At 44.0% G+C, this 17,895-nt stretch carries 22 protein-coding genes and 1 pseudogene; 14 read left to right on the top strand and 9 right to left on the bottom strand.

The genetic code is table 11. The features are described from left to right. Nucleotides 1-162 precede the first annotated feature (162 nt). Together QUB61_RS32330 and QUB61_RS32325 are read right to left on the bottom strand one after the other, a co-directional pair. Nucleotides 163-477 carry a YkvA family protein gene (locus QUB61_RS32330; protein ID WP_333133652.1) on the bottom strand — a complete coding sequence of 105 codons (315 nt, stop codon included), beginning with the start codon at nucleotides 475-477 and terminating at the stop codon, nucleotides 163-165. 90 nt (nucleotides 478-567) lie between these two features. Next, nucleotides 568-933 (bottom strand): Uma2 family endonuclease, encoded by a 366-nt coding sequence (locus tag QUB61_RS32325; RefSeq protein ID WP_333133653.1) that lies wholly within the window; start codon nucleotides 931-933, stop codon nucleotides 568-570. Nucleotides 934-1,302: 369 nt separating this feature from the next. Here QUB61_RS32325 and QUB61_RS32320 point away from each other — a divergent pair. After that, a pseudogene (locus QUB61_RS32320) lies at nucleotides 1,303-2,903 on the top strand (IS1182 family transposase). 603 nt (nucleotides 2,904-3,506) lie between these two features. Here the strand turns inward: QUB61_RS32320 and QUB61_RS32315 are convergent. Next, on the bottom strand, nucleotides 3,507-4,622 hold the full coding sequence (locus QUB61_RS32315) for an SPFH domain-containing protein (RefSeq protein ID WP_333133654.1): 1,116 nt from the start codon (nucleotides 4,620-4,622) through the stop codon (nucleotides 3,507-3,509). Nucleotides 4,623-4,941: 319 nt separating this feature from the next. Between QUB61_RS32315 and QUB61_RS32310 the strand changes: the two genes are divergently transcribed. The 4 genes from QUB61_RS32310 to QUB61_RS32295 all read left to right on the top strand — a co-directional run bounded on the left by QUB61_RS32310 (nucleotide 4,942) and on the right by QUB61_RS32295 (nucleotide 10,454). After that, a complete protein-coding gene (locus tag QUB61_RS32310) occupies nucleotides 4,942-5,430 on the top strand; it encodes a hypothetical protein (protein ID WP_333133655.1) in 489 nt (162 codons plus the stop codon). Then, a complete protein-coding gene (locus QUB61_RS32305; RefSeq protein ID WP_333133656.1) occupies nucleotides 5,423-5,593 on the top strand; it encodes a hypothetical protein in 171 nt (56 codons plus the stop codon). Before QUB61_RS32310 ends, QUB61_RS32305 begins: the two co-directional genes overlap by 8 nt. 103 nt (nucleotides 5,594-5,696) lie before the next feature. Then, nucleotides 5,697-8,117 carry an SMEK domain-containing protein gene (locus tag QUB61_RS32300; protein WP_333133657.1) on the top strand — a complete coding sequence of 807 codons (2,421 nt, stop codon included), beginning with the start codon at nucleotides 5,697-5,699 and terminating at the stop codon, nucleotides 8,115-8,117. 30 nt (nucleotides 8,118-8,147) lie between these two features. After that, entirely contained in the window at nucleotides 8,148-10,454 is a 2,307-nt protein-coding gene (locus tag QUB61_RS32295) for a hypothetical protein (protein WP_333133658.1), read from the top strand. Between the two features lie 68 nt (nucleotides 10,455-10,522). On the opposite strand, the gene QUB61_RS32290 is transcribed toward QUB61_RS32295, so the two are convergent. Next, nucleotides 10,523-10,783 carry a helix-turn-helix domain-containing protein gene (locus tag QUB61_RS32290; protein WP_333133659.1) on the bottom strand — a complete coding sequence of 87 codons (261 nt, stop codon included), beginning with the start codon at nucleotides 10,781-10,783 and terminating at the stop codon, nucleotides 10,523-10,525. Nucleotides 10,784-10,922: 139 nt separating this feature from the next. On the opposite strand from QUB61_RS32290, the gene QUB61_RS32285 reads away from it, so the two are divergent. Further along, entirely contained in the window at nucleotides 10,923-11,105 is a 183-nt protein-coding gene (locus tag QUB61_RS32285) for a hypothetical protein (protein ID WP_333133660.1), read from the top strand. Here QUB61_RS32285 and QUB61_RS32280 read toward each other — a convergent pair. The 3 genes from QUB61_RS32280 to QUB61_RS32270 all read right to left on the bottom strand — a co-directional run bounded on the left by QUB61_RS32280 (nucleotide 11,102) and on the right by QUB61_RS32270 (nucleotide 12,099). Next, nucleotides 11,102-11,449, bottom strand: coding sequence for a DUF5615 family PIN-like protein (locus tag QUB61_RS32280; protein WP_333133661.1), 348 nt, complete (start codon nucleotides 11,447-11,449; stop codon nucleotides 11,102-11,104). The two genes, QUB61_RS32285 and QUB61_RS32280, sit on opposite strands and share 4 nt — an antisense overlap. After that, complete coding sequence (locus tag QUB61_RS32275) at nucleotides 11,450-11,764, bottom strand: DUF433 domain-containing protein (RefSeq protein WP_333133662.1); 315 nt, start codon at nucleotides 11,762-11,764, stop codon at nucleotides 11,450-11,452. A gap of 104 nt (nucleotides 11,765-11,868) precedes the next feature. Further along, on the bottom strand, nucleotides 11,869-12,099 hold the full coding sequence (locus tag QUB61_RS32270) for an addiction module protein (RefSeq protein ID WP_333133663.1): 231 nt from the start codon (nucleotides 12,097-12,099) through the stop codon (nucleotides 11,869-11,871). A gap of 262 nt (nucleotides 12,100-12,361) precedes the next feature. Here QUB61_RS32270 and QUB61_RS32265 point away from each other — a divergent pair, with 262 nt between their 5' ends. Beyond that, entirely contained in the window at nucleotides 12,362-12,712 is a 351-nt protein-coding gene (locus tag QUB61_RS32265; protein ID WP_333133664.1) for a type II toxin-antitoxin system RelE/ParE family toxin, read from the top strand. Beyond that, nucleotides 12,709-13,047 carry an XRE family transcriptional regulator gene (locus QUB61_RS32260; protein WP_333133665.1) on the top strand — a complete coding sequence of 113 codons (339 nt, stop codon included), beginning with the start codon at nucleotides 12,709-12,711 and terminating at the stop codon, nucleotides 13,045-13,047. Before QUB61_RS32265 ends, QUB61_RS32260 begins: the two co-directional genes overlap by 4 nt. A 1-nt stretch (nucleotide 13,048) precedes the next feature. On the opposite strand, the gene rlmD is transcribed toward QUB61_RS32260, so the two are convergent. Continuing rightward, nucleotides 13,049-14,461, bottom strand: a complete 1,413-nt coding sequence (rlmD, locus tag QUB61_RS32255; protein ID WP_333133666.1) for a 23S rRNA (uracil(1939)-C(5))-methyltransferase RlmD — start codon at nucleotides 14,459-14,461, stop codon at nucleotides 13,049-13,051. Nucleotides 14,462-14,484: 23 nt separating this feature from the next. Between rlmD and QUB61_RS32250 the strand changes: the two genes are divergently transcribed. Continuing rightward, on the top strand, nucleotides 14,485-14,847 hold the full coding sequence (locus QUB61_RS32250) for a hypothetical protein (RefSeq protein ID WP_333133667.1): 363 nt from the start codon (nucleotides 14,485-14,487) through the stop codon (nucleotides 14,845-14,847). 96 nt (nucleotides 14,848-14,943) lie between these two features. Continuing rightward, nucleotides 14,944-15,429, top strand: coding sequence for an allophycocyanin subunit alpha-B (gene apcD, locus QUB61_RS32245; protein ID WP_333133668.1), 486 nt, complete (start codon nucleotides 14,944-14,946; stop codon nucleotides 15,427-15,429). 128 nt (nucleotides 15,430-15,557) lie between these two features. On the opposite strand, the gene QUB61_RS32240 is transcribed toward apcD, so the two are convergent. Continuing rightward, nucleotides 15,558-15,941 carry a hypothetical protein gene (locus QUB61_RS32240; RefSeq protein WP_333133669.1) on the bottom strand — a complete coding sequence of 128 codons (384 nt, stop codon included), beginning with the start codon at nucleotides 15,939-15,941 and terminating at the stop codon, nucleotides 15,558-15,560. A gap of 118 nt (nucleotides 15,942-16,059) precedes the next feature. Here QUB61_RS32240 and QUB61_RS32235 point away from each other — a divergent pair, with 118 nt between their 5' ends. From QUB61_RS32235 to QUB61_RS32220, 4 genes are all read left to right on the top strand, one after another. Continuing rightward, the gene (locus QUB61_RS32235; protein ID WP_333030075.1) at nucleotides 16,060-16,440 is read left to right on the top strand and encodes a helix-turn-helix domain-containing protein; all 381 of its coding nucleotides are present in this window, start codon (nucleotides 16,060-16,062) and stop codon (nucleotides 16,438-16,440) included. A 32-nt stretch (nucleotides 16,441-16,472) separates the two neighbouring features. Continuing rightward, the gene (locus QUB61_RS32230) at nucleotides 16,473-16,874 is read left to right on the top strand and encodes a helix-turn-helix transcriptional regulator (protein WP_333133670.1); all 402 of its coding nucleotides are present in this window, start codon (nucleotides 16,473-16,475) and stop codon (nucleotides 16,872-16,874) included. An 18-nt stretch (nucleotides 16,875-16,892) separates the two neighbouring features. Continuing rightward, nucleotides 16,893-17,306: a helix-turn-helix transcriptional regulator gene (locus QUB61_RS32225; protein WP_333133671.1), complete on the top strand. Its 414-nt coding sequence runs from the start codon at nucleotides 16,893-16,895 to the stop codon at nucleotides 17,304-17,306. A 338-nt stretch (nucleotides 17,307-17,644) separates the two neighbouring features. Beyond that, nucleotides 17,645-17,895, top strand: a 251-nt coding sequence (locus QUB61_RS32220) for a transposase family protein (protein ID WP_333133672.1), incomplete at its 3' end; no start/stop codon positions are given.

Raw genomic sequence — 17,895 nt, 5'->3', positions numbered from 1 at the left:
GAAAATCCTCAAGCCCCCGCATTTATCCGTGGGGTCAATCTAAAATCTAAAATCTAAAATCTAAAATCGATTGACCCAATTGGTAAGTAAGTCTATACAAAATAGGCAGAACCCCGACAACTTCTGCGAAGTCGGGGTTCTAACAGGGATTATTTTTGGCAATTATTGTACAGAAACTGCATCTACGTCAACGGTGCTGCCTTTGGCTTCAGAAGGGCTGCCGGTGGCTTCGGATGCTGATGCTGTCTCTGTTTGGCGGGATTTAAAGTAGTCGATCGCCATTTGGGACACTTCGGAAATCAGCAAGACTGCGATCGCCACATCGTCAATTTGTCCGATGACGGGGAGAAAGTCTGGGGCTATGTCGATCGGGCTTACCAGATATGCCAGCGTTCCCAGAATAATCCACCAGCGGTACTTGGGGTTGCGGAGCGTCTCGCGGTACCAGTTGTAAACAGATTGTATAGAAAAGTTCATGGGGTGGTCCTCTACTTATATTTTCAATCTTGACAAATTGTCGCTCGAAATGCTTGTGGAGATATCCCCCCTAAGATTGGGAAGAGAATTCTACTCGGGAGTATAGGGAATTGGGTAGGGAGAATTTGTGGTAAGGGCGCGAGCAGAACATCTATCGGGTTGGGTATGCTCGCCACACCTTAGATAACTTAATTTTAGTAGGGCTTCCCAGCGTTGCCGCTGAATCCATGCTGCATCGAAAGAGCGATCGACCCCCTTTGGTAACTTAAAAACCGTCGAAGCACTGAAAGTAGAACCGAGTCTTGTTTGGCGATTCCACAAACCTAAATCGATCATTAAATCTGCTTCTGGGTTGACGCCATCTCCTGCCACTAGCAACCTAATAATCAATACTCCCTTAGTGTTACCTTCAAACTTTAACGCGCTGTTTTCTTTTTCAAAGTTGAGATAGAGCAATCCTTACAGGAGTCGTAATTTTTTCACCCCACCCCAACCCTCCCCGAGCTCGCGGTCCGGGAGTAATAAATTCACAAATGATTTAGGATTGCTATAACGGCTCGTCACTTAGGTGAACCTGTCTAGATTTAAGGTCAAAATATTCATAATTATCCAGCACTTTTCGGGTAAAAGTTAGCGAGTGTTTACCATCTTTTTTATGAGCGACTTAACGAGGCCTCCTACCAAATCCGGGCTTTTTACCCAGTTTATTCTTTAGTCCCCCTAGGGCGTCGGTACAGTATAGGGGTTTGACAAAAGTGGGCGAGCATGATAAGTCAATTGAGGAGCTTGTTAAATCCTAACAATCAGGAAGAAGAAAAAACCCCTATGCGTCCTCCCTTATGGCATCCTCCAATTGAACTATCAGACCATGAAGCGTTGATTATCAAACGCATTAAACGAGCCAAGCTATTCACCTTTGTGCGACTTAACCGTTTATTCATCTTTAATGATGAGTTCCAAGAAGAACTCGCTACCATCTTTAAAGACAGCACCGTGGGTAATAGCCCAGTTCCTCCGGCACAAATTGCCTTAGCAATTATTCTGCAAGCCTATCTAGGGATTTCTGATGATGAAGTGATTGAAGAAATGAGTCGTGGCTCAACGTTGGCAGTTAGTTCTCGATTGCCTTAATTGTGAAACTCCCCCTTTCAGCAAACCGACTTTAATTAGATTCAGAAATCGCTTAATTAAAAAAGAATTAGACCAACGTTTAATTGACCGCACCGTAGAAATTGCCACGCAAAAAGGTGGGTTTGGCTCATCTCAACTCAAAGCGGCTTTAGATTCTTCCCCCTTATGGGGAGCTGGTAAAGTCGAAGATACATATAATCTATTGGGTCATGCTTTGCGTAAAGCAGTGAGTGCGATCGCCCGTGCTGGACAGGGGCGGGAGCCAGCAGAAATTGCGGAGTTAGCGGGTGCGCCAATTCTCAATAGTTCCAGCTTAAAAACGGCCTTAGATTTAAATTGGGATCATCCAATCGAGCGTCAAAATGCACTCTCAATCATCCTAAAAAGCTGAGATTCCGTAGAAGAATGGATGCAATGTCAGTCTCATTGTCATGGGTTTGACCTCGCTCAAGAGACCCTCAACGTTGCCCGAGTCATTGAATCCCAAAATGTGACGTTAGACTCTCAAGGAGTTCCTACTCTAATCAAAGGGGTAGCCGCATACCGTCGCATTTCTATTGAAGACCCAGATATGCGGCATGGACGGAAAAGCCGAGCTCAAAAAATAGACGGGTATAAACGCCACATCCTTAAAGATTTAGATAGCGGTGTGGTTCGTGCAGTAGCATTGACCCGGGCAAATACTCCCGAATCTGCTGCGACACTTGACCTAGAACGTGACTTAAGACTCCCAAATATTCACCTAACTGAGTTACATATTGACCGGGCTTATTTATCGAGTCATTGGGTCATACAGCGGGATGAGAAATTAAAGATATTTTGCAAGGCCAGGCGTGTCAGAAATTCTGGCCTGTTTGATAAAAATTCCTTTTTCCTGGATTGGGCTCGGCATTTAATCAGTTGTCCCAATCAGGTAAGTATCCCATTTGAGCCGGGAAAAGTTGTTCATTTTCCTCCGAGTGAATGTGCAATTTGTCCTCGGAGAGCCGACTGCACAAATAGTAAAAGAGGACGTAGTGTATCAATTCATCCTGATGAGGCTTTAATGCAAGAGTTGCGAGCGCGTTAATCCACGACCACTGGTCGTCTCGACTTGAGAAAGCGTACTACGGTTGAACATTCTCGCTTCCCATATTGGTCATTGGCAGGGAAACCGCGCCCGGTATCTTGGACAAAGGAAAAATCTCTTCGATTTACGTCGAGTCGCTGTTGTCCATAACCTCCATGTTATTGCTCGAATATCTCAGCTTTTGCCAATTCAACCGGGCATAAAGTCGAATTCATTGGCCGAGTAATTACATACATCTCTTTTGTTGTCAACTTCTAATACTGTACCGACGCCCTAGGACGTTCGGCGAAGCTCAGTCCAGCCGCGGAGGAAAGTTTGTATAGTAGGGATTTTAATCGCCGAGTATTCTCAAGAATTTTTAACGCAGATTTGCTATCAATTTCTCATTTTTCCTTCCATCGCTGGCGCAGCCACCAATCAAAAAGTACGCTAAAAAAGTTGTCGGCATTCAACGTATCTTTGGTTAGGGGCTGCTATTTTGAACAAACAAAACGGTTCTGCAGGGAACAGTTTTTTGGTATAAGTTTACACCTGTTTTTTTGAGCTGGGCGATGCGGCCGATCGCCCCAATTACTGACATTTGTGTTGTCTCAAGTCAGTCAAAAGAAACATTCCTTCTACAGCCCATATTCCCAAACCCTTGTATTTACTGAGTTGCAGCCTCGTGTTACTCGCGGTCGGGGTGTCTGCATCCGATTTTAACAGCTAGGATTCCCACCGATCGCCCTACCGTCACTCTAAGTACAGAATAATAATTGCGGTATTATAAAATACCCGTAGTCCAAGTTTGGTCAGGGCGTTAGGTTCAATGGGAAAAAACCCTCTTTCCTCACGGATTTTGAAATATCCATTTTTGGTCGCCGATCGCAATTTCGCAACCATTTGGCAGCCAAAAAGGCTCGTTAGCAGCCAGCCTCTGTCCACCCACAAAAGTGCCGTTGGAACTGCCGCTATCGACAAGCTGATATCGCTGTTTGCCAATTTCGTCAGTGGCCCGGCGGATTTGAGCGTGGTAGCGCGAACTTTGCGGATCTTGTAATACTAAAGTGTTGGTTGGGTCGCGTCCAATTGTAAAAGGATTGGCCGTTAAAGCGATCGCTTCTCCAGAAAATTTGTAGATTAAATATGCGGTTGTTTTGCGATCGCTGCTGGCGAGTACGGTTGGTGCAAGTTGGGGAGGATTTCTCCCAGGAGGGAGACTGTTTTGAGCAAGTTGTTCTGTCAGTTGTTGTAAATCTCGATCGAACCCGGCTGCTGTGTCAGAAGCTGGAAGACTCGCAGGAGAATTACCTGAAATTAAGTTTAACTGCTGTACGGGAGCTTGAGGAACAATGGGCCGGCCGGCTTCGGCAATTCTCATTTGCAGGGCGGCGGCATTTTCTGCTTCCTGTCGGGCACTCATTCCCTCAACTTGGCGAATAACTCCGTTGGTTTCGGGAAAGCTGACATCGCCAATTCGCACGTCTTCTAAGTTAAAACCTAGGGTATAAAAATCTTGGACGCGATCGAGCAAATTTTGGCGCAGCAACAGCCGTCCTTGACTGATAAGCTGTTGTAGGGGTATTTGCCCGATCGCTAATCCCATACAATCCTTAACTGCACTTGCTAAAACAGCTATAGGATCCGACAATTCCAAAGCTACCCGTTTCGGATCTATAACTTGATAAATAACAGTCAGAGTAGCATCAATTAAAAACCGATCCTTAGACAAAAAATCTCCGTGCGACTGTACCTCCAAATTGCGGAGTTTGGTGTCTACGAGGACAATTTGAGCCTGTTCCAGCAGGGGAAGGGCAAAGCTGAAATGTCGCCCGGATTTTAGGGTACGCACGACGCGGCCGTTTTTGACCAACAGACCCGTGTAACCCGCCCCTATAAAGTCCATACTAAACCCGGCCCAGCGTTCTGGAGTTATCGTTTGAATCAGGGGAGAAGCGTTGTTCATGGGAGGGAGTTGAGGGAGGGGAGATTCTATTTTTAGGGTAACAAATTGCTGGGGGCGAGCGATCGGGGGGTGTGCCGGTTCCGCAACCTCTATTCTATACTTCTAGACTCCCCGCGATTCAGGCCGGACTGGATCTAGCTTGCATCTAGTTGGTAGTGGGGGCGAGCGAAATACTGTGCGTAGGGTGCGTCCGATCCTTTAAACCTGTTGAAATCGAAATAATTAATGTCTAACGCATCCTACAATTTGATTTAACGGTGACTAAAGGTGAGTAATTTATTGGCTATACTTAAGGCATCATGCTAGGAGCGTAAGTCAGATGAATACGATCGCGATCGCCCTTTCTGATGAGCGCCTCCTGAAGTTACAAAAACTCGCCAACGACTTGAATGTATCGATAGAAGAATTAGTTTTAATAGGCATCGAAAACTTACTCGCACAGCCAGAAAGTCTTTCACCCAATACAGCTCAAATTATTCTCAACAAAAATGCTAAAATTTCCCCTGATATTGTTGACAAATTTTATGCACTAGCCTCGGATTGGGAGAAAGATGTTGCTGGACTTTCTTCAACTGCCCAAATGTCTCAGCATCCTGCCTATCAGGAAATTATTAGTATGGGAACACAAATCGTGCCGCTGTTGCTATCGGAACTGAAAAAAAATCCCCTTTACTGGTTATCGGCGTTGAGTACAATTACGGGTGAAAATCCCATTAAACCCGAACAAAGGGGAAGGGTAAAACCGATGGCATCAGCTTGGATAGATTGGGGGAGAAATCAAGGCTACGCGATTGAACAGAATGTATAGAAGACCAGGACTCTACATTTGGCTGGGTGCGATCAAAATTCGGATTGGGGCTAGCTTGCCAGAAGAAAACTATCCGGGGACGCTTCACAGTCCAATTGGCATTGCTTTAGTATTCCCTGGCTACCCCATCTACAGCACTTATCAAGGTAGCTATGACCCTTGATAAGCCAACGATTTTTTTTCTCAAGGCTGATGATTTGGCGCTTACAGCAATCTTTGTAATGTACAATAATAACAAGAAGTAAATCAGTTTCTAAATATAGAGTATGAATCTTGAGCAATCACAAAATAGAATTAAGCACTTGATGTCTCTTTTCGTAACCCAAATTAAATGTGGTACGGCAATGGGCAAAACAGACCTTAACAAGGTGGCTGAAAATATATTGATACCTATCATTGCGGAGGTTTACGGCTATAGAAATCTGGAAAATTTCAATTTTACCAAAGGGAGTAACTTCCCCAGCGTTGATTTGGGTGATGAAACGGCAAAAGTTGTTTTTCAAATTACAGCTACGCCTGGCATTGAAAAAGTTAAAGATACATTGAGGAAGTTCATTGAACATCAAGACAAGCTGTACGAAAAGTACGATAAGTTAATTATTTATATTTTGACAGAAAAGCAAAATTCTTACTCCGATACAGAGATTAATAAAATAATTAATGGAAAGTTGGATTTTGACCCACAAAAAGATATTTGGGATTATCGAAATATCCTTAAAGAGGTTTCTAACTTCCAAATCGATAGAACACGCAAAGTTGAAAACATTTTAGAGGAAAACTTTGATCAAAAAAGAAAACAGCCCGATCGTGAGGTGGCCGATAAGGTTAAGCTGATAGTAAGCGAACACACCCAGCTATTTATAGGACGTTCTAAAGAAATTGAAAAACTGGACAATTTTTTAGCTGATAATTCCAGTGGTGTCCTCCTTGTGACTGCTCGTGCTGGTTTTGGTAAAACTTCACTGTTAGCTAATTGGTTGAAAGTACGGCATGAACAAGGCTATTTTATTGCTCATCATTTCTTCAGCCAACGGTATGATAAAACTCGCTCTGCTAAAAGTGCTTATTGGAATTTACTACAGCAAGTTCATACATATTATGAACTAGATTATGAGCAACTCCCTAACGAAAGAGATGAGTTATGCAAAGCACTATACAACATATTAAGAGAGCCGGGAAAGGAAGAAAAGCCATTAGTCATTCTCATAGATGCTTTGGATGAATTAGATAAAACAGATATTCCCTTCTCACCACCCTTTCCTACTCCTTTACCTCCGAATGTATTCGTCATTGCTTCAGCGAGAGCCTCTGAAGGGGAGAAGCCAGAATACTTGTCTGGTTGGACAAATGATGTTGAGCCAATACACCTCGATCGTTTGCCCCGTTGTGCGATCGCAGACTGGTTACTAGAAACGGGTGACGGTGAGTTAGCAGTATTTGCCGAAGATACAAATTTCGTTACCCAATTAGATGAAATTACTCAAGGCTTTCCACTTTACCTCGACTATCTAACTGATGAGTTGAGTCACGCTGCAAAACAAAAACAAGATATACGAAAACTATTGGCACAAACGCCCAAGGGATTTGAGAACTATGTCAAGCAGCAGTTAAATCGCTTAGAGGAACTAGATTTGCCCGATGAAAGGTTGCAGTTTTTTGCATTGTTGGCAGTAGCGAAAGGCGTACTTGAAAAACAAGATGTTAAGGCAATTACGGGAATGCGCGATCGCTCTTTACGCCAGTTGCATCAGTGTTGGCAAGTAACGCGCTGGATGAGGATTTCCGAAGAGAAGCTTTACGCTTTTGCTCACCCACTATTGGCAACGACATTTGCCGCTCAGTTGGGTGATGATGCTGAAGAGGCTTTACAGGATTTGATGAACTACTGTAGCCAATGGCAGGAACATCATAGTAGTTATGCCTTGCGATATTATGCAGAACATTTACAGGATATAAAGCAGTGGAATAAGTTGTATGACTTAGCACGTAACGAAGACTTTAGTATTGCCCAACGAGAACACTTGCCAGAGCAACCTGATTTGCCTTTAAACACAGTTCAGACAGCCTTATTAGCTGCTGCTCTTGAAGACAAACCAGGAGAAATGGCAGAGTTTCTGCTAGTACACGCACGGCAAGTGTTGCAGACGACGGCGCAAAATTCACCCCTGGCAGCACTGCGAAAATGCAGTTTAGAACAGGCTTGGAAGCTGGCAGATTTGTATGAAATTGATCGCTGTGTATTGTGGTATTTATTGCTGGCTTGGGAATTGAAAGATACAGGCAGATTGGAAGAATCATGCGAGACACTCAAGCGGTTGCAGCAGAAGGAATTGCCTCGTTTCTCCACTCATCCAGCTATTGATTGGCAAAGCAATTTTGCTATTAATTTTCTCATCCCTGCTTTTGAAGTAAATGACGACACCTATACTGCTCTCCATCAGCAGCTTTTAGATTATAACAACCGTTTCCATTTGTGCAATCTTCTCACGGCTTGTAATAACTTTGCTGCTGCCTTTAAAACTGTTAATAGTAATAGATTGGAACTAGGGCAAGTTTCGGCGTTGCTAAATATAGCAAAGGCGCAGGTACAGAAAGGCGATGGAGAAGTAGCTGCTACCTTTGCTAATGCTCTTGAAATCGCAAAAAAACTTATTCCAAACTTTTGGATATATTCTTTAATAGAATAAATAGCAAAAACTCAAATTGAACTGGGCGACATGGAAGCTGCACGATTGACCTTAACTGAATCTATTGAAACAGCAGACAAGATTGAAAACGAACGGCCTCGAGTAAATGCAATTGTTCATCTAGCAACTATTCAAGTAGAATTAGGCATGGTTGCGGAAGCTCTCGACACCCTTCAAAAAATCGAGGGACGATTGGAAGGAGAAGATTGTTATTGCTTAAAAAACTTAGCCGAGTTACAAACAAAACTAGGACAGAGCGAGAAAGGACGAGTCACATTTGCTAAAGCGAAAAGAATAGCACATGGTATTGAGGATGAAAAAAGTAGAGTCGATTCCCTGCAAGAAATAGCCATAGCGCAAGCTGAGGCTAAGGAATTTACCGATGCAATTGAGACGGCTGAAGAAATCAAAAATCAATGGAATCAAGCCGATGCTTTGAGCTCCATTGTTTCTGTACAAGCAAATGCCAAGGATTTTCCTGCTGCTCTTGCAACCGCAAATCGGATTAAGGAACCCCTAACAAAATCACAAGATCTGTCGAGAATAGCTCATGCCCAAGTCTCGTCAGGAGATTTTGCAGCGGCGCTTAATACGGCTCAAAAAATTGAGATTGAATCAGATAAAACAAATACTTTGGTAGTTATAGCTCACGCCCAAGCCGTGGCAGGTGATGTTACGGCAGCGCTCAATATCGCTGAAAAAATTGAGAATCAATTCCAACGAATAGACATTTTAGTAGCAATAGTAAAAGGACAAGCAATGACAAAAAATTTTACGGCAGCACTTAAGACAGTTGAAGAAATTGACAATCAATTGGAGCTGACAGAAGATGTGGTGGGAGTCATGCGATTAAACGTCCCAAGAGGAGAAATTTCTCTTCGTAAAACCGTTGAAGAAATTAAGAATCAGAAGCAAGGAGAGGCTTTGGTAGTAGTAGTGGAGGCCCTGATAGAGATGGGGGATTTTACTGCGGCCATTACAACCCAAAATAAGATTAAGGATAAAAACCAACAGCAAGAAGCCCTATCGGCAATAGCAAAAGGATACGCCAACGCACAAAATTTTACTGCTGCTTTGGAGATAGCGAAAGAAATAGACATTCCACCAACGCGAGCCAAAACTTTAGCAGCAATAGCAGATGCACAGGTAGCAGATGGGAAAACTGAAGCAGCACGAACTACTTTTGCTACCGTACTTCAAGCTGAAAAAGAACCAGAAATATCAATCTCATCTTTGAAGTCTTCAGCCTTAATACAAGTAGCAGAAGTCCAGGTAAAGAACAAGCAAAAAAAAATAGGAGCAGCTACTGCCAGTATTGCCTACGAAATTGCACAAAATATTGATAATACTGCGGAAAAAGCAAATGTGTTAGCGATAATAGCACGGATATTGGTAGAAGCAGAAAAGATAGAAGAGGCGAAACCTATCTGCGATCGCGCCCTTGAAATTGCCCAAAAAATTAGTAATAACCGAGAACACCATCGCTCGCAAAGTTTTGGATTCGTAGCAGAAGCACAGGCAAGGTTAGGAGAGTTTGACGTTGCTCTGAAAACCTTGGAAGCAATCCGTATGCCATACTCTCACGTTAATGCACTCAGAAGTATAGTACAGTTGCAGGTAGAGGCAGATCCACAACAAATAGAGAAATACAAGATAGTTCTGAATAAAGCTGATGAATACTATAAAAATGCAGATTCTATCTCTCTAAATTTGGCAAACAAGGTTCAGCTTTTGACTATTATAGCAGTGGCACGATCAACTATAGGAGAAACCGAAGCAGCCTTAGCCACGTTTGCCGACCTTCTTGAAGCTGCAAAAACAAAAGAACAACGGGAACGTGATAAAGATTTTTCTATAATAGCCATAGGATATGCAGAAATAGGGGAATTTCCCACGGCTATTAAAATTATCAACGAGATTAAAGAGGGAGCCGAGCAACTAAACGCACTTTGGAAAATCGCCTGGGAGCAGTTCAAAAAAGGAGAACAAGTTACAACTCTTGATATCGCCCTTGCAGCTCAAGAAAAAATTGAGGATGAAAAAAAAACCCTGCAAGCCCTCAAGATAATTGCTCAAATACAAGCAATAGCAGGAAAAGGTGAGGAGGCTCTAAGAACATTAGAGGCGATGCTTAACGACCGTAACACGCACTTACGTGACATTGCCTTATTGTTCGCTGAAACAGGCGATCGAGTAAATTTTAAACGCTTGTTAATTCCCTGTGCATACTACTTAGATACTGCCTATGAAATGTGTGGATATTTAGCGCGGCTGTATCCAGAGCAAGCATCAGCAGTGGTAACAGTTTTGAGCGAATTGAATGAAGGGGAGCAATAGTGTACGATCGCCCCTACATTAACCAATCTAATTAAAGGGCGATCGCCCCTAACCCAAAACACAAATACCTAATCTTCATCCCCTGTCGAATTAATCGGGCCAAAATCATCAGGAACATCCTCAAAAGATTGAATCTGCAATACCCGCATCATCACTTTCCACTGACGGGGTGTTGGTTTCGCTTCGGTTTCACCCGAAACCCAACGCTGATAAGTACGCAGCGGAATCCCGCAATGCACCGCAAATTCAGCCTGAGATAGCTTTGTTCGCTCAATCCTCAAAGCCTCGATCGGTGATGCACTCTCTTGGGGTCTTGTGTCTTTTTTCATTAAAATATTGGCGCGTCATATTGACGTATAGCCAAAAACAAGTTTATCATCTCAGGTACGCTTTGATGCAGTGATTGCAGCACTGCACCAAAACGATTTCCCCAATGTTGTCAACTCAACACTCGGAGTAATAACAATAATGCCAAAAAACCCAGCTTGGTTGCGTTATGACCCAGACGAGAATATTTCTCGTCACGCAGCCACCGATGATGAATACTGCTACGAAATGGAAACTAAATATGGATGGACACTCAAGAGGATAGAAAAACTTAAGGGTGACACCTTGAAAGCCGATCGCGCGATCGAGGGTAAAGCTGACTAAAAAGGAATATACTCAACAGCATTCATCCATTCATCAGAGTCCGACGCTAAAGCAATCACTTCCAAATCCTTAACAAACTGTCCGATCGTACCGCCTAGCTGATGTCCAAATATCAAACCAGCAAACTGTTTTTCCTGACGCTGCCAATCTTGAGCCATTGCCTTAAAAAGGATATCGTGAGTAAACAATACTCTTCCTAGCTGAGTGGCACGTTCCAAAAGTTCGTTATCCGGCAATTCTGTCGCACCGTCTTCGATCGCAGTCAAAACATCCACACCGCGACGGCGTAACTGTTCGGTAATTGCTTGCGGAATGTGAACGTCCATGTACAGAGCGATCGCCACTTACAACAACCCCTTAGCACGCATTCTTACGAAAAATGGTGAAGGCGAAAGCAGAGATTTGTCCTGTTGTACCTGCTCCCATTCCTTCCGAATCTCCTGGTCAATTTCAGCTTGAAAGTCGAAGTAATAAGCCATTGCTGCATGAGCCTCCGACTGCATCAAATAAGGATGCTGGCGGCACATTTCTTCCACTGACCAACCGTAAGCTAGATAATCCATCACAATCTGAGCAACCCGCACGCGGGGTATCCGCTGCAACCGTGCGGGTTGACCCGCTAATTTCTGGATATGAGGATAAATTAAAGCTGATGTCATTGCTTTTTGGATTTATCTTTACAGGAGCTTAGCATAAATAGTATTATAACACTCAACCAAAATGAAAAGAATTAAACAAAGCGATCGCCCCTCAACAAACCAATCTAACAGAAGGGCGATCGCCTAATCTGAGCTAACGCTTCTTCTCCTGGAATTGGCTTAACCATACCGCTTCGGATTTCGTCGCGACGCTGCTTAGCTTCCACAGTCCACAACTTTTGAACTGTTCCGTCTCTATCAAATTCAAGACTCTCAACTAGCCTCTCTGCTAACTGCGCTCTCAACGCATTTGGCAAAGATAAAGCTTCTTTCATCAGTCGCTCAATTGATAGCATAATGGTATCCAAACTAAAATCGCTAAATAGTTAAGTTGAAAAGGAAGCACCTTGTACAATCTTGTTTGATTATAGCCTAAGTGTATGATGAACACTTACGCATAAGGGTTCAGAAACCAGGTTTTTTCCCGAGATACTTCGTTGTTACCCGCAAATAAGGTAAAAAACCCGGTTTCTTTGGCGGAGTCCATAAGTTTTGTTATTGATGATTGTAGCCGATCGCCGTTACAATTATTACAGTGTTTGATTCTCAACAAACCCGATGACCATCAAACCGATTCGGTGGGTTGGTGCTGCCCGCGAAGAAATCCAATCTCTTCCTGAAGAAGCCCGAAAAGATGCTGGTTTTGCACTTTGGACGATCCAGCAAGGCATACCACCATCAGACTTTAAACCCATGTCGATAGTAGGCAAAGGCGTTGAAGAAATTCGGATTCGGACAGAAGATGCCTATCGGGTATTCTATATTGCTAGATTTGAAGAAGCTATTTACGTTCTCCATGCGTTCCAGAAAAAAACCCAGAAGACAGCCCAGAAAAATCTCAAAGTTGGACAGAAACGCTACCAACAACTTTTACAAAATCGTTTGAATTTAAGAGAGTCTGAACAATGAACGAAAATACCATTACCCAAGCCGCTGATAATATCTTTCTAGACCTCGGATTTTCAGCCCAAGAAGCTGATAACTTACTAATCCGATCGCAACTAATGCTAGCCCTGCAAAATCAGATTAAACATCACGGTTGGACAATCGACCAAGCGGCTCAACATCTCAAACAGTCAAGCGACGAAATCAAAGCTTTGACTCAAGGTAAAATTGGCCAGTTCTCCGTTGATACCCTGATTATAATGCTCAACCAAGTAGGCATGACTGTTAAAGTCGAAATTTGCCCGCCCGGTAGCTTAGGGCGATCGCCCTTTCATTCCCAAAAACCGATCGCCTTTTGATTTACCGCACCAAAAACGCCGCACACTCAACATGAGAAGTCTGAGGAAAGAAATCCGCCGGCTGCACTCGCGCTAACTTATAATCCCCATTCTCGCACAAAATCTTCAGGTCGCGAGCCAAAGTAGCAGGCTTGCAGCTAACATAAACAATGCGATTTGGTTTGATTTCCTTGATAGCTTCCAAAACCGCGCGATCGCACCCTTTCCTCGGCGGATCTAGCAGCACAATATCCGGTGTCAATCCCAAGGAAGGCAGCAAACTCTCTACAGTTCCCGCCTGAAACTCGACATTTCTCACGTCATTTAACTCAGCATTTAATCTGGCTTGTTCGATCGCCGCCGGTTGCACTTCTAAACCAATGGCTATTTTTACTTGTTTTGCCAGGGGTAAAGTAAAAGTACCAATTCCGCAGAAAGCGTCAACCAAAATCTCGTTTCCCTGCAAATTCAATTCCCCTACTATCGCCTCTAACAATGCTTCAGCCGCCTCTGTATTAACCTGAAAAAAAGTATCGGCTCTTAGCTGAAATTTCAAACCAGCAAAACTTTCTCGCAGATAAGAACGACCCGCAATGCAGCGAGTTTCAGTCCCAAAAATCACATTAGTTTGATCGGGATTTATATTCAAACAAACCCCTGCCAGTTGAGGATATTGTTTCAGCCACTCTGATGCTTGCTCTTCGAGTCCCGGCAACTCTCCAGTGCGAACTATTAAAGTTAGCAGCATCTCGCCCGTGCGCCGTCCGATCCGCAAGGACAAGTGACGCAATTCTCCTGTATGTTTCTTTTCGTCGTAGACTTGCCAATCCCGCCAGTGGATGTCTTCTTTGACTTCTTTTAACAAAGGATTGAGGCGCGGGTCTTGCACCGGACACTGATTGAGATTGACTAATTTGTGGGTGCTTTTTTGATAGTAACCTGCTTGGACTTGACCTGTTGCAGATATTGCCACCGGATAAGTCGCTTTGTTGCGGTATCCCAAAAATTGGGAAAATCCCTCGATTTTTCCCGTTAAAATTTCATCAACTTGGGGATTGCTAAATCCGCCAATCCGTTCTAAGGCTTGAATGATTTGATTTTGCTTGGCTGCAAGCTGATATTGATAATCTACGTGCTGCCACTGACAACCGCCGCACTTGTCGGCGACAATGCAGTTAGCTCGAATGCGGTGTTCGGAGGTTTCCAGAAGTGTGTCCAGCTTGCCTGTAGCATAGGTGGATTTGACTTGCACGAGGCGGACAAGGACTCGATCGCCCGTCACGGTATCGGGCACAAACACCACTAACTCACCAAAACGACCAACTCCGTCGCCGGTGTCTGTCAAGTCGGTAATCTCTATCTCAATCAGTTGACCTTGCTGGCAAGGGTTTGCCAATTTCGTCGAGTTTGGGGTCGGGAATTTAGATTTGGTCACAAGTAGTCGTGGTAGGATTTAATATGGTAATCCAATATCGCTCTCTCTTTCCTGAGATAAGTCCTAGCGAAGCGGGGCTCCATCCATCGCCCTCAAGCTCAATAGCAGGCTGTATTCCTGCTGCTGAACGTCTTGCTGCTAAAGCCAAGCTTCAACCTGCAAGTCAAGCCTGCCGTGAGTTGCCCCGATCGATCCTGTGCGATATGCTGTTGGGGCGAGGTAGCAAAAACTCGTTAAACAGTCAAAGTGTCTGCCGACATCAAAACTCTCACTCGCAGTTTTTGAGTTTTTCCCGCAGTACCCTGGAACACAGGGAAACTGGCTTGAACATCAAGCATAACGTTTGCGGAGATTTACCAGCTACTTCTAATGTTGATAAATGTTAGAAGCAAAGTAAATCGCCCAACCAAGAATCTCATCTTTAACGGATGAGAATGTCAATTAATCTTACTCTCAAATATCCTCAATTCTTTTGAATAACAATGAGCGTAGTTAGCCAACTAATTCTCCAAGCCGACGACGAACTTCGCTATCCCAGTACCGGCGAACTTCAAAGCATCAAAGATTTTTTTAATACCGGAGAGCAGCGGGTGCGTATTGCTACTGCGCTGTCTGACAGTGAGAAAAAAATTGTTGAAGAAGCTAGCAAAAAACTCTGGAAAAAACGCCCTGACTTTATCTCCCCCGGAGGTAATGCTTACGGCCAACGCGAACGGGCTTTGTGTCTGCGCGACTACGGCTGGTACTTGCGCCTGATTACCTACGGTATCTTGGCGGGTGACAAGGAGCCGATCGAAAGCATCGGTTTGATTGGCGTTCGAGAAATGTATAATTCTCTCGGCGTTCCTGTTCCTGGCATGGTCGAAGCTATCCGCTGTTTGAAGGAAGCTTCTTTGGCTTTGCTCAATCAGGAGGATGCTAAGGAAGCAGCTCCTTATTTTGATTATATCGCTCAGGCAATGTCTTAATTGCTTTGGTGATTGCTTTCATCAATGTGGCGGAGCATTCGCGGGTGATTTTTGGGGTGGTTTTATCTCGCAATTGCTCGCAAATGTTTCGCTTCTGTTTTTTGGAAAGGAAATCTGCCTCATTTCTGCTAGGAAGCAATCCAGTTTAAGCTTTCCCAGATGTTGAGTTCGTCTTGTCTTTCAATCCACATTTGATTTAAAAAGTCAAGTGTTTTTGGGAGAGATTGTTTTTTGAATTTCCGGCTGTCGTACAGAATGGATGTTTTGAGCTGCGAGAGTTCTCCAAGGGTGGGGCAGGTTTGGATATGATGGGCGATCGCATTTTGCCATTCTTCCAGCCTGCGGTAGCTGACGAACAGGCCGCCTCTATCCCGATGGTAGACGAAAACCACGAAAGCCCATGATTCGACTCGCTTAATCAGGTTTTGGCTGATTTTGAGCAGTTGGGCGATCGACCTGACGGTGATGCGGAGCTTTTTCGAGGGTTGGATGCGGCGAAATAGTGCTGTCATGGCTGTCTTATTACTTTGTTCCAACATTGTAACACAATATAATTAACTTGCAAACTTAAAAAGTGAAACTAGAAAGTCAGGCGTGATAGCTTAGCTTTATGCAGATAGGTGATGACTGATGGTTGTAGCAGAAGCTAGGCGAGAAAAAGAATACTTGAGACGGAGATTTACTGATACCGGGCTGCGGCGGTTGGGTAAATTCCTGCGATCGTGGCGGGAAGCTAGGGGGTGGAGCGTTCACGAACTTAGCGAAAAGACCAAGCAGCATGAGGCTCAATTTTATAATCTAGGGGGAGAGCCTTTGCCGAAAGTTTTGGGGGTCAGCATTGCAGGCATTTCGAGAATCGAAAATGGCTATTACAACAAGCCTGCACCCGATCTTTTGTGGCTGTTCCTCGATGTTCTCGAACCAGTTCACCCGGTTGAAAAGCGGTTGGTTACTCTAGAAGACTTACTGTTGATCGGAACTGAATTTTGGAACCCAAACGTCGAGGCGTAGGATTGACATAATAGTTAAATTGGATCTGTAAAATGCCCGGATTTCTGGACTTTAAGGCTGTCGTCGATCGGGAAAAACTGCGCCCTGTGCGATTTACGGATACGGGACGCGGTAGATTGGGCAAACTTCTGAAAGCAGCTAGAGAGATTCGGGGCTGGTCAATTATTGAAACAGAAATGGTCACAAAAGAATACGAGGCCGCTCTGTTTCGGACAGCCGGAGATCCTGTACCAAAAGATGTCGGTATTAGTAATGCTACTGTTAGTCGCTACGAACGCGGGAAGTTAGAAAGTTTGGATTGGCGATCGCTCTCTCTGTTATGCTTTGTTATCAAACCGATCGATCCGGTGACAGGGGAAGCCCTCGAACCGACAAATGCTTTATATATCGCGTGCGAACATCCCCCATACAACGATGCGAAGCTCTATGACTAGATTATTTGCAAATAGGTAATGTCAGAACTCTCTAACAAGGCTGTGGTAGACAAAGAGCAGGAATTGCGTCCCGTTCGCTTCACTGAAACGGGGCGGATGCGTTTGGGGAAGATTTTAAAAGCAGCAAGACAGACAACAGGTTGGTCTGTCAGCGAAACAGAGTTCAAAACAAAGGGATATGAAGAGGCGCTGTTCGCAGCTACAAATCAACCCGTACCCAAAGATGTGGGCATCAGTGCCGCAACAGTAAACCGTTACGAACGCGGGAAGCTGGATAATTTGGATTGGCGATCGCTCTCTCTGTTATGCTTTGTCCTCAAGCCGATCGATCCGGTGACAGGGGAAGCCCTGTCACCGACAAATGCGCTTTATATCGCTTGCGAACATCCGCCGTACAATGACGCGAAGCTTTACCAAGATAATTGGGTCTAAAGCCCCTTCTTAATAGGACGGCTTTAATTGATTGCCGATTTTTGTTTTAATCGTTTAGTTGCGTCAATATCTATTTTTCAAATTTCATTGTATTCTATTTAAAATAGAATACAATGATACTATACCATAGGTAGAATAACCGCCGATACACATGAGACACCAAGCTCAAACGACTGGTCGGGAAACAATAATGGTTAGTGGGTGGCGAAAACCACGAAAAACATAGCTAGGCTGACTAAGGCAGGGCGAACGCATCTAAATTTTATGTTAACAGAATATGGTATATTGGATGACAATTATTGAGTAGCCAAAAAACATTTAATTAGAGTTTACCCTGCATGAAACTCCAACCTAAAATCACCATTGCCGACCATTTTTCCGACTTAGAATATCCCAGAATTGAGCGGACGAAACATCATCAATTAATTGACATTATCACCCTTTCACTTTGTGCCGTGATTTGCGGTGCTGATACATGGGTGGATATCGAAAGTTACGGGCGAGCTAAATACCAATACTTCGGACAGTTTTGGGAGAGAGACGCGATCGACAGTTCTCAAAAAAGTCAGTGGAATCGGAACCCAAAAAA

It is taken from the genome of Microcoleus sp. C2D2, assembly GCF_036702495.1.
Taxonomy (GTDB): Bacteria; Cyanobacteriota; Cyanobacteriia; order Cyanobacteriales; family Microcoleaceae; genus Microcoleus.
This window is presented reverse-complemented; position numbering and strand designations above follow the sequence as displayed.

Bases quoted from the DNA above. Each gene is read 5' to 3' on its own strand.
- QUB61_RS32270 (WP_333133663.1), bottom strand. From the start codon at position 12,099: ATGCTATCAATTGAGCGACTGATGAAAGAAGCTTTATCTTTGCCAAAT.
- QUB61_RS32230 (WP_333133670.1), top strand. From the start codon at position 16,473: ATGCCCGGATTTCTGGACTTTAAGGCTGTCGTCGATCGGGAAAAACTG.
- QUB61_RS32235 (WP_333030075.1), top strand. From the start codon at position 16,060: ATGGTTGTAGCAGAAGCTAGGCGAGAAAAAGAATACTTGAGACGGAGA.
- QUB61_RS32265 (WP_333133664.1), top strand. From the start codon at position 12,362: ATGACCATCAAACCGATTCGGTGGGTTGGTGCTGCCCGCGAAGAAATC.
- QUB61_RS32240 (WP_333133669.1), bottom strand. From the start codon at position 15,941: ATGACAGCACTATTTCGCCGCATCCAACCCTCGAAAAAGCTCCGCATC.
- QUB61_RS32295 (WP_333133658.1), top strand. From the start codon at position 8,148: ATGGAAGCTGCACGATTGACCTTAACTGAATCTATTGAAACAGCAGAC.
- QUB61_RS32315 (WP_333133654.1), bottom strand. From the start codon at position 4,622: ATGAACAACGCTTCTCCCCTGATTCAAACGATAACTCCAGAACGCTGG.
- apcD (WP_333133668.1), top strand. From the start codon at position 14,944: ATGAGCGTAGTTAGCCAACTAATTCTCCAAGCCGACGACGAACTTCGC.
- QUB61_RS32310 (WP_333133655.1), top strand. From the start codon at position 4,942: ATGAATACGATCGCGATCGCCCTTTCTGATGAGCGCCTCCTGAAGTTA.
- QUB61_RS32225 (WP_333133671.1), top strand. From the start codon at position 16,893: ATGTCAGAACTCTCTAACAAGGCTGTGGTAGACAAAGAGCAGGAATTG.
- QUB61_RS32250 (WP_333133667.1), top strand. From the start codon at position 14,485: ATGGTAATCCAATATCGCTCTCTCTTTCCTGAGATAAGTCCTAGCGAA.
- QUB61_RS32290 (WP_333133659.1), bottom strand. From the start codon at position 10,783: ATGAAAAAAGACACAAGACCCCAAGAGAGTGCATCACCGATCGAGGCT.
- QUB61_RS32275 (WP_333133662.1), bottom strand. From the start codon at position 11,764: ATGACATCAGCTTTAATTTATCCTCATATCCAGAAATTAGCGGGTCAA.
- QUB61_RS32260 (WP_333133665.1), top strand. From the start codon at position 12,709: ATGAACGAAAATACCATTACCCAAGCCGCTGATAATATCTTTCTAGAC.
- QUB61_RS32330 (WP_333133652.1), bottom strand. From the start codon at position 477: ATGAACTTTTCTATACAATCTGTTTACAACTGGTACCGCGAGACGCTC.
- QUB61_RS32305 (WP_333133656.1), top strand. From the start codon at position 5,423: ATGTATAGAAGACCAGGACTCTACATTTGGCTGGGTGCGATCAAAATT.
- QUB61_RS32300 (WP_333133657.1), top strand. From the start codon at position 5,697: ATGAATCTTGAGCAATCACAAAATAGAATTAAGCACTTGATGTCTCTT.
- QUB61_RS32285 (WP_333133660.1), top strand. From the start codon at position 10,923: ATGCCAAAAAACCCAGCTTGGTTGCGTTATGACCCAGACGAGAATATT.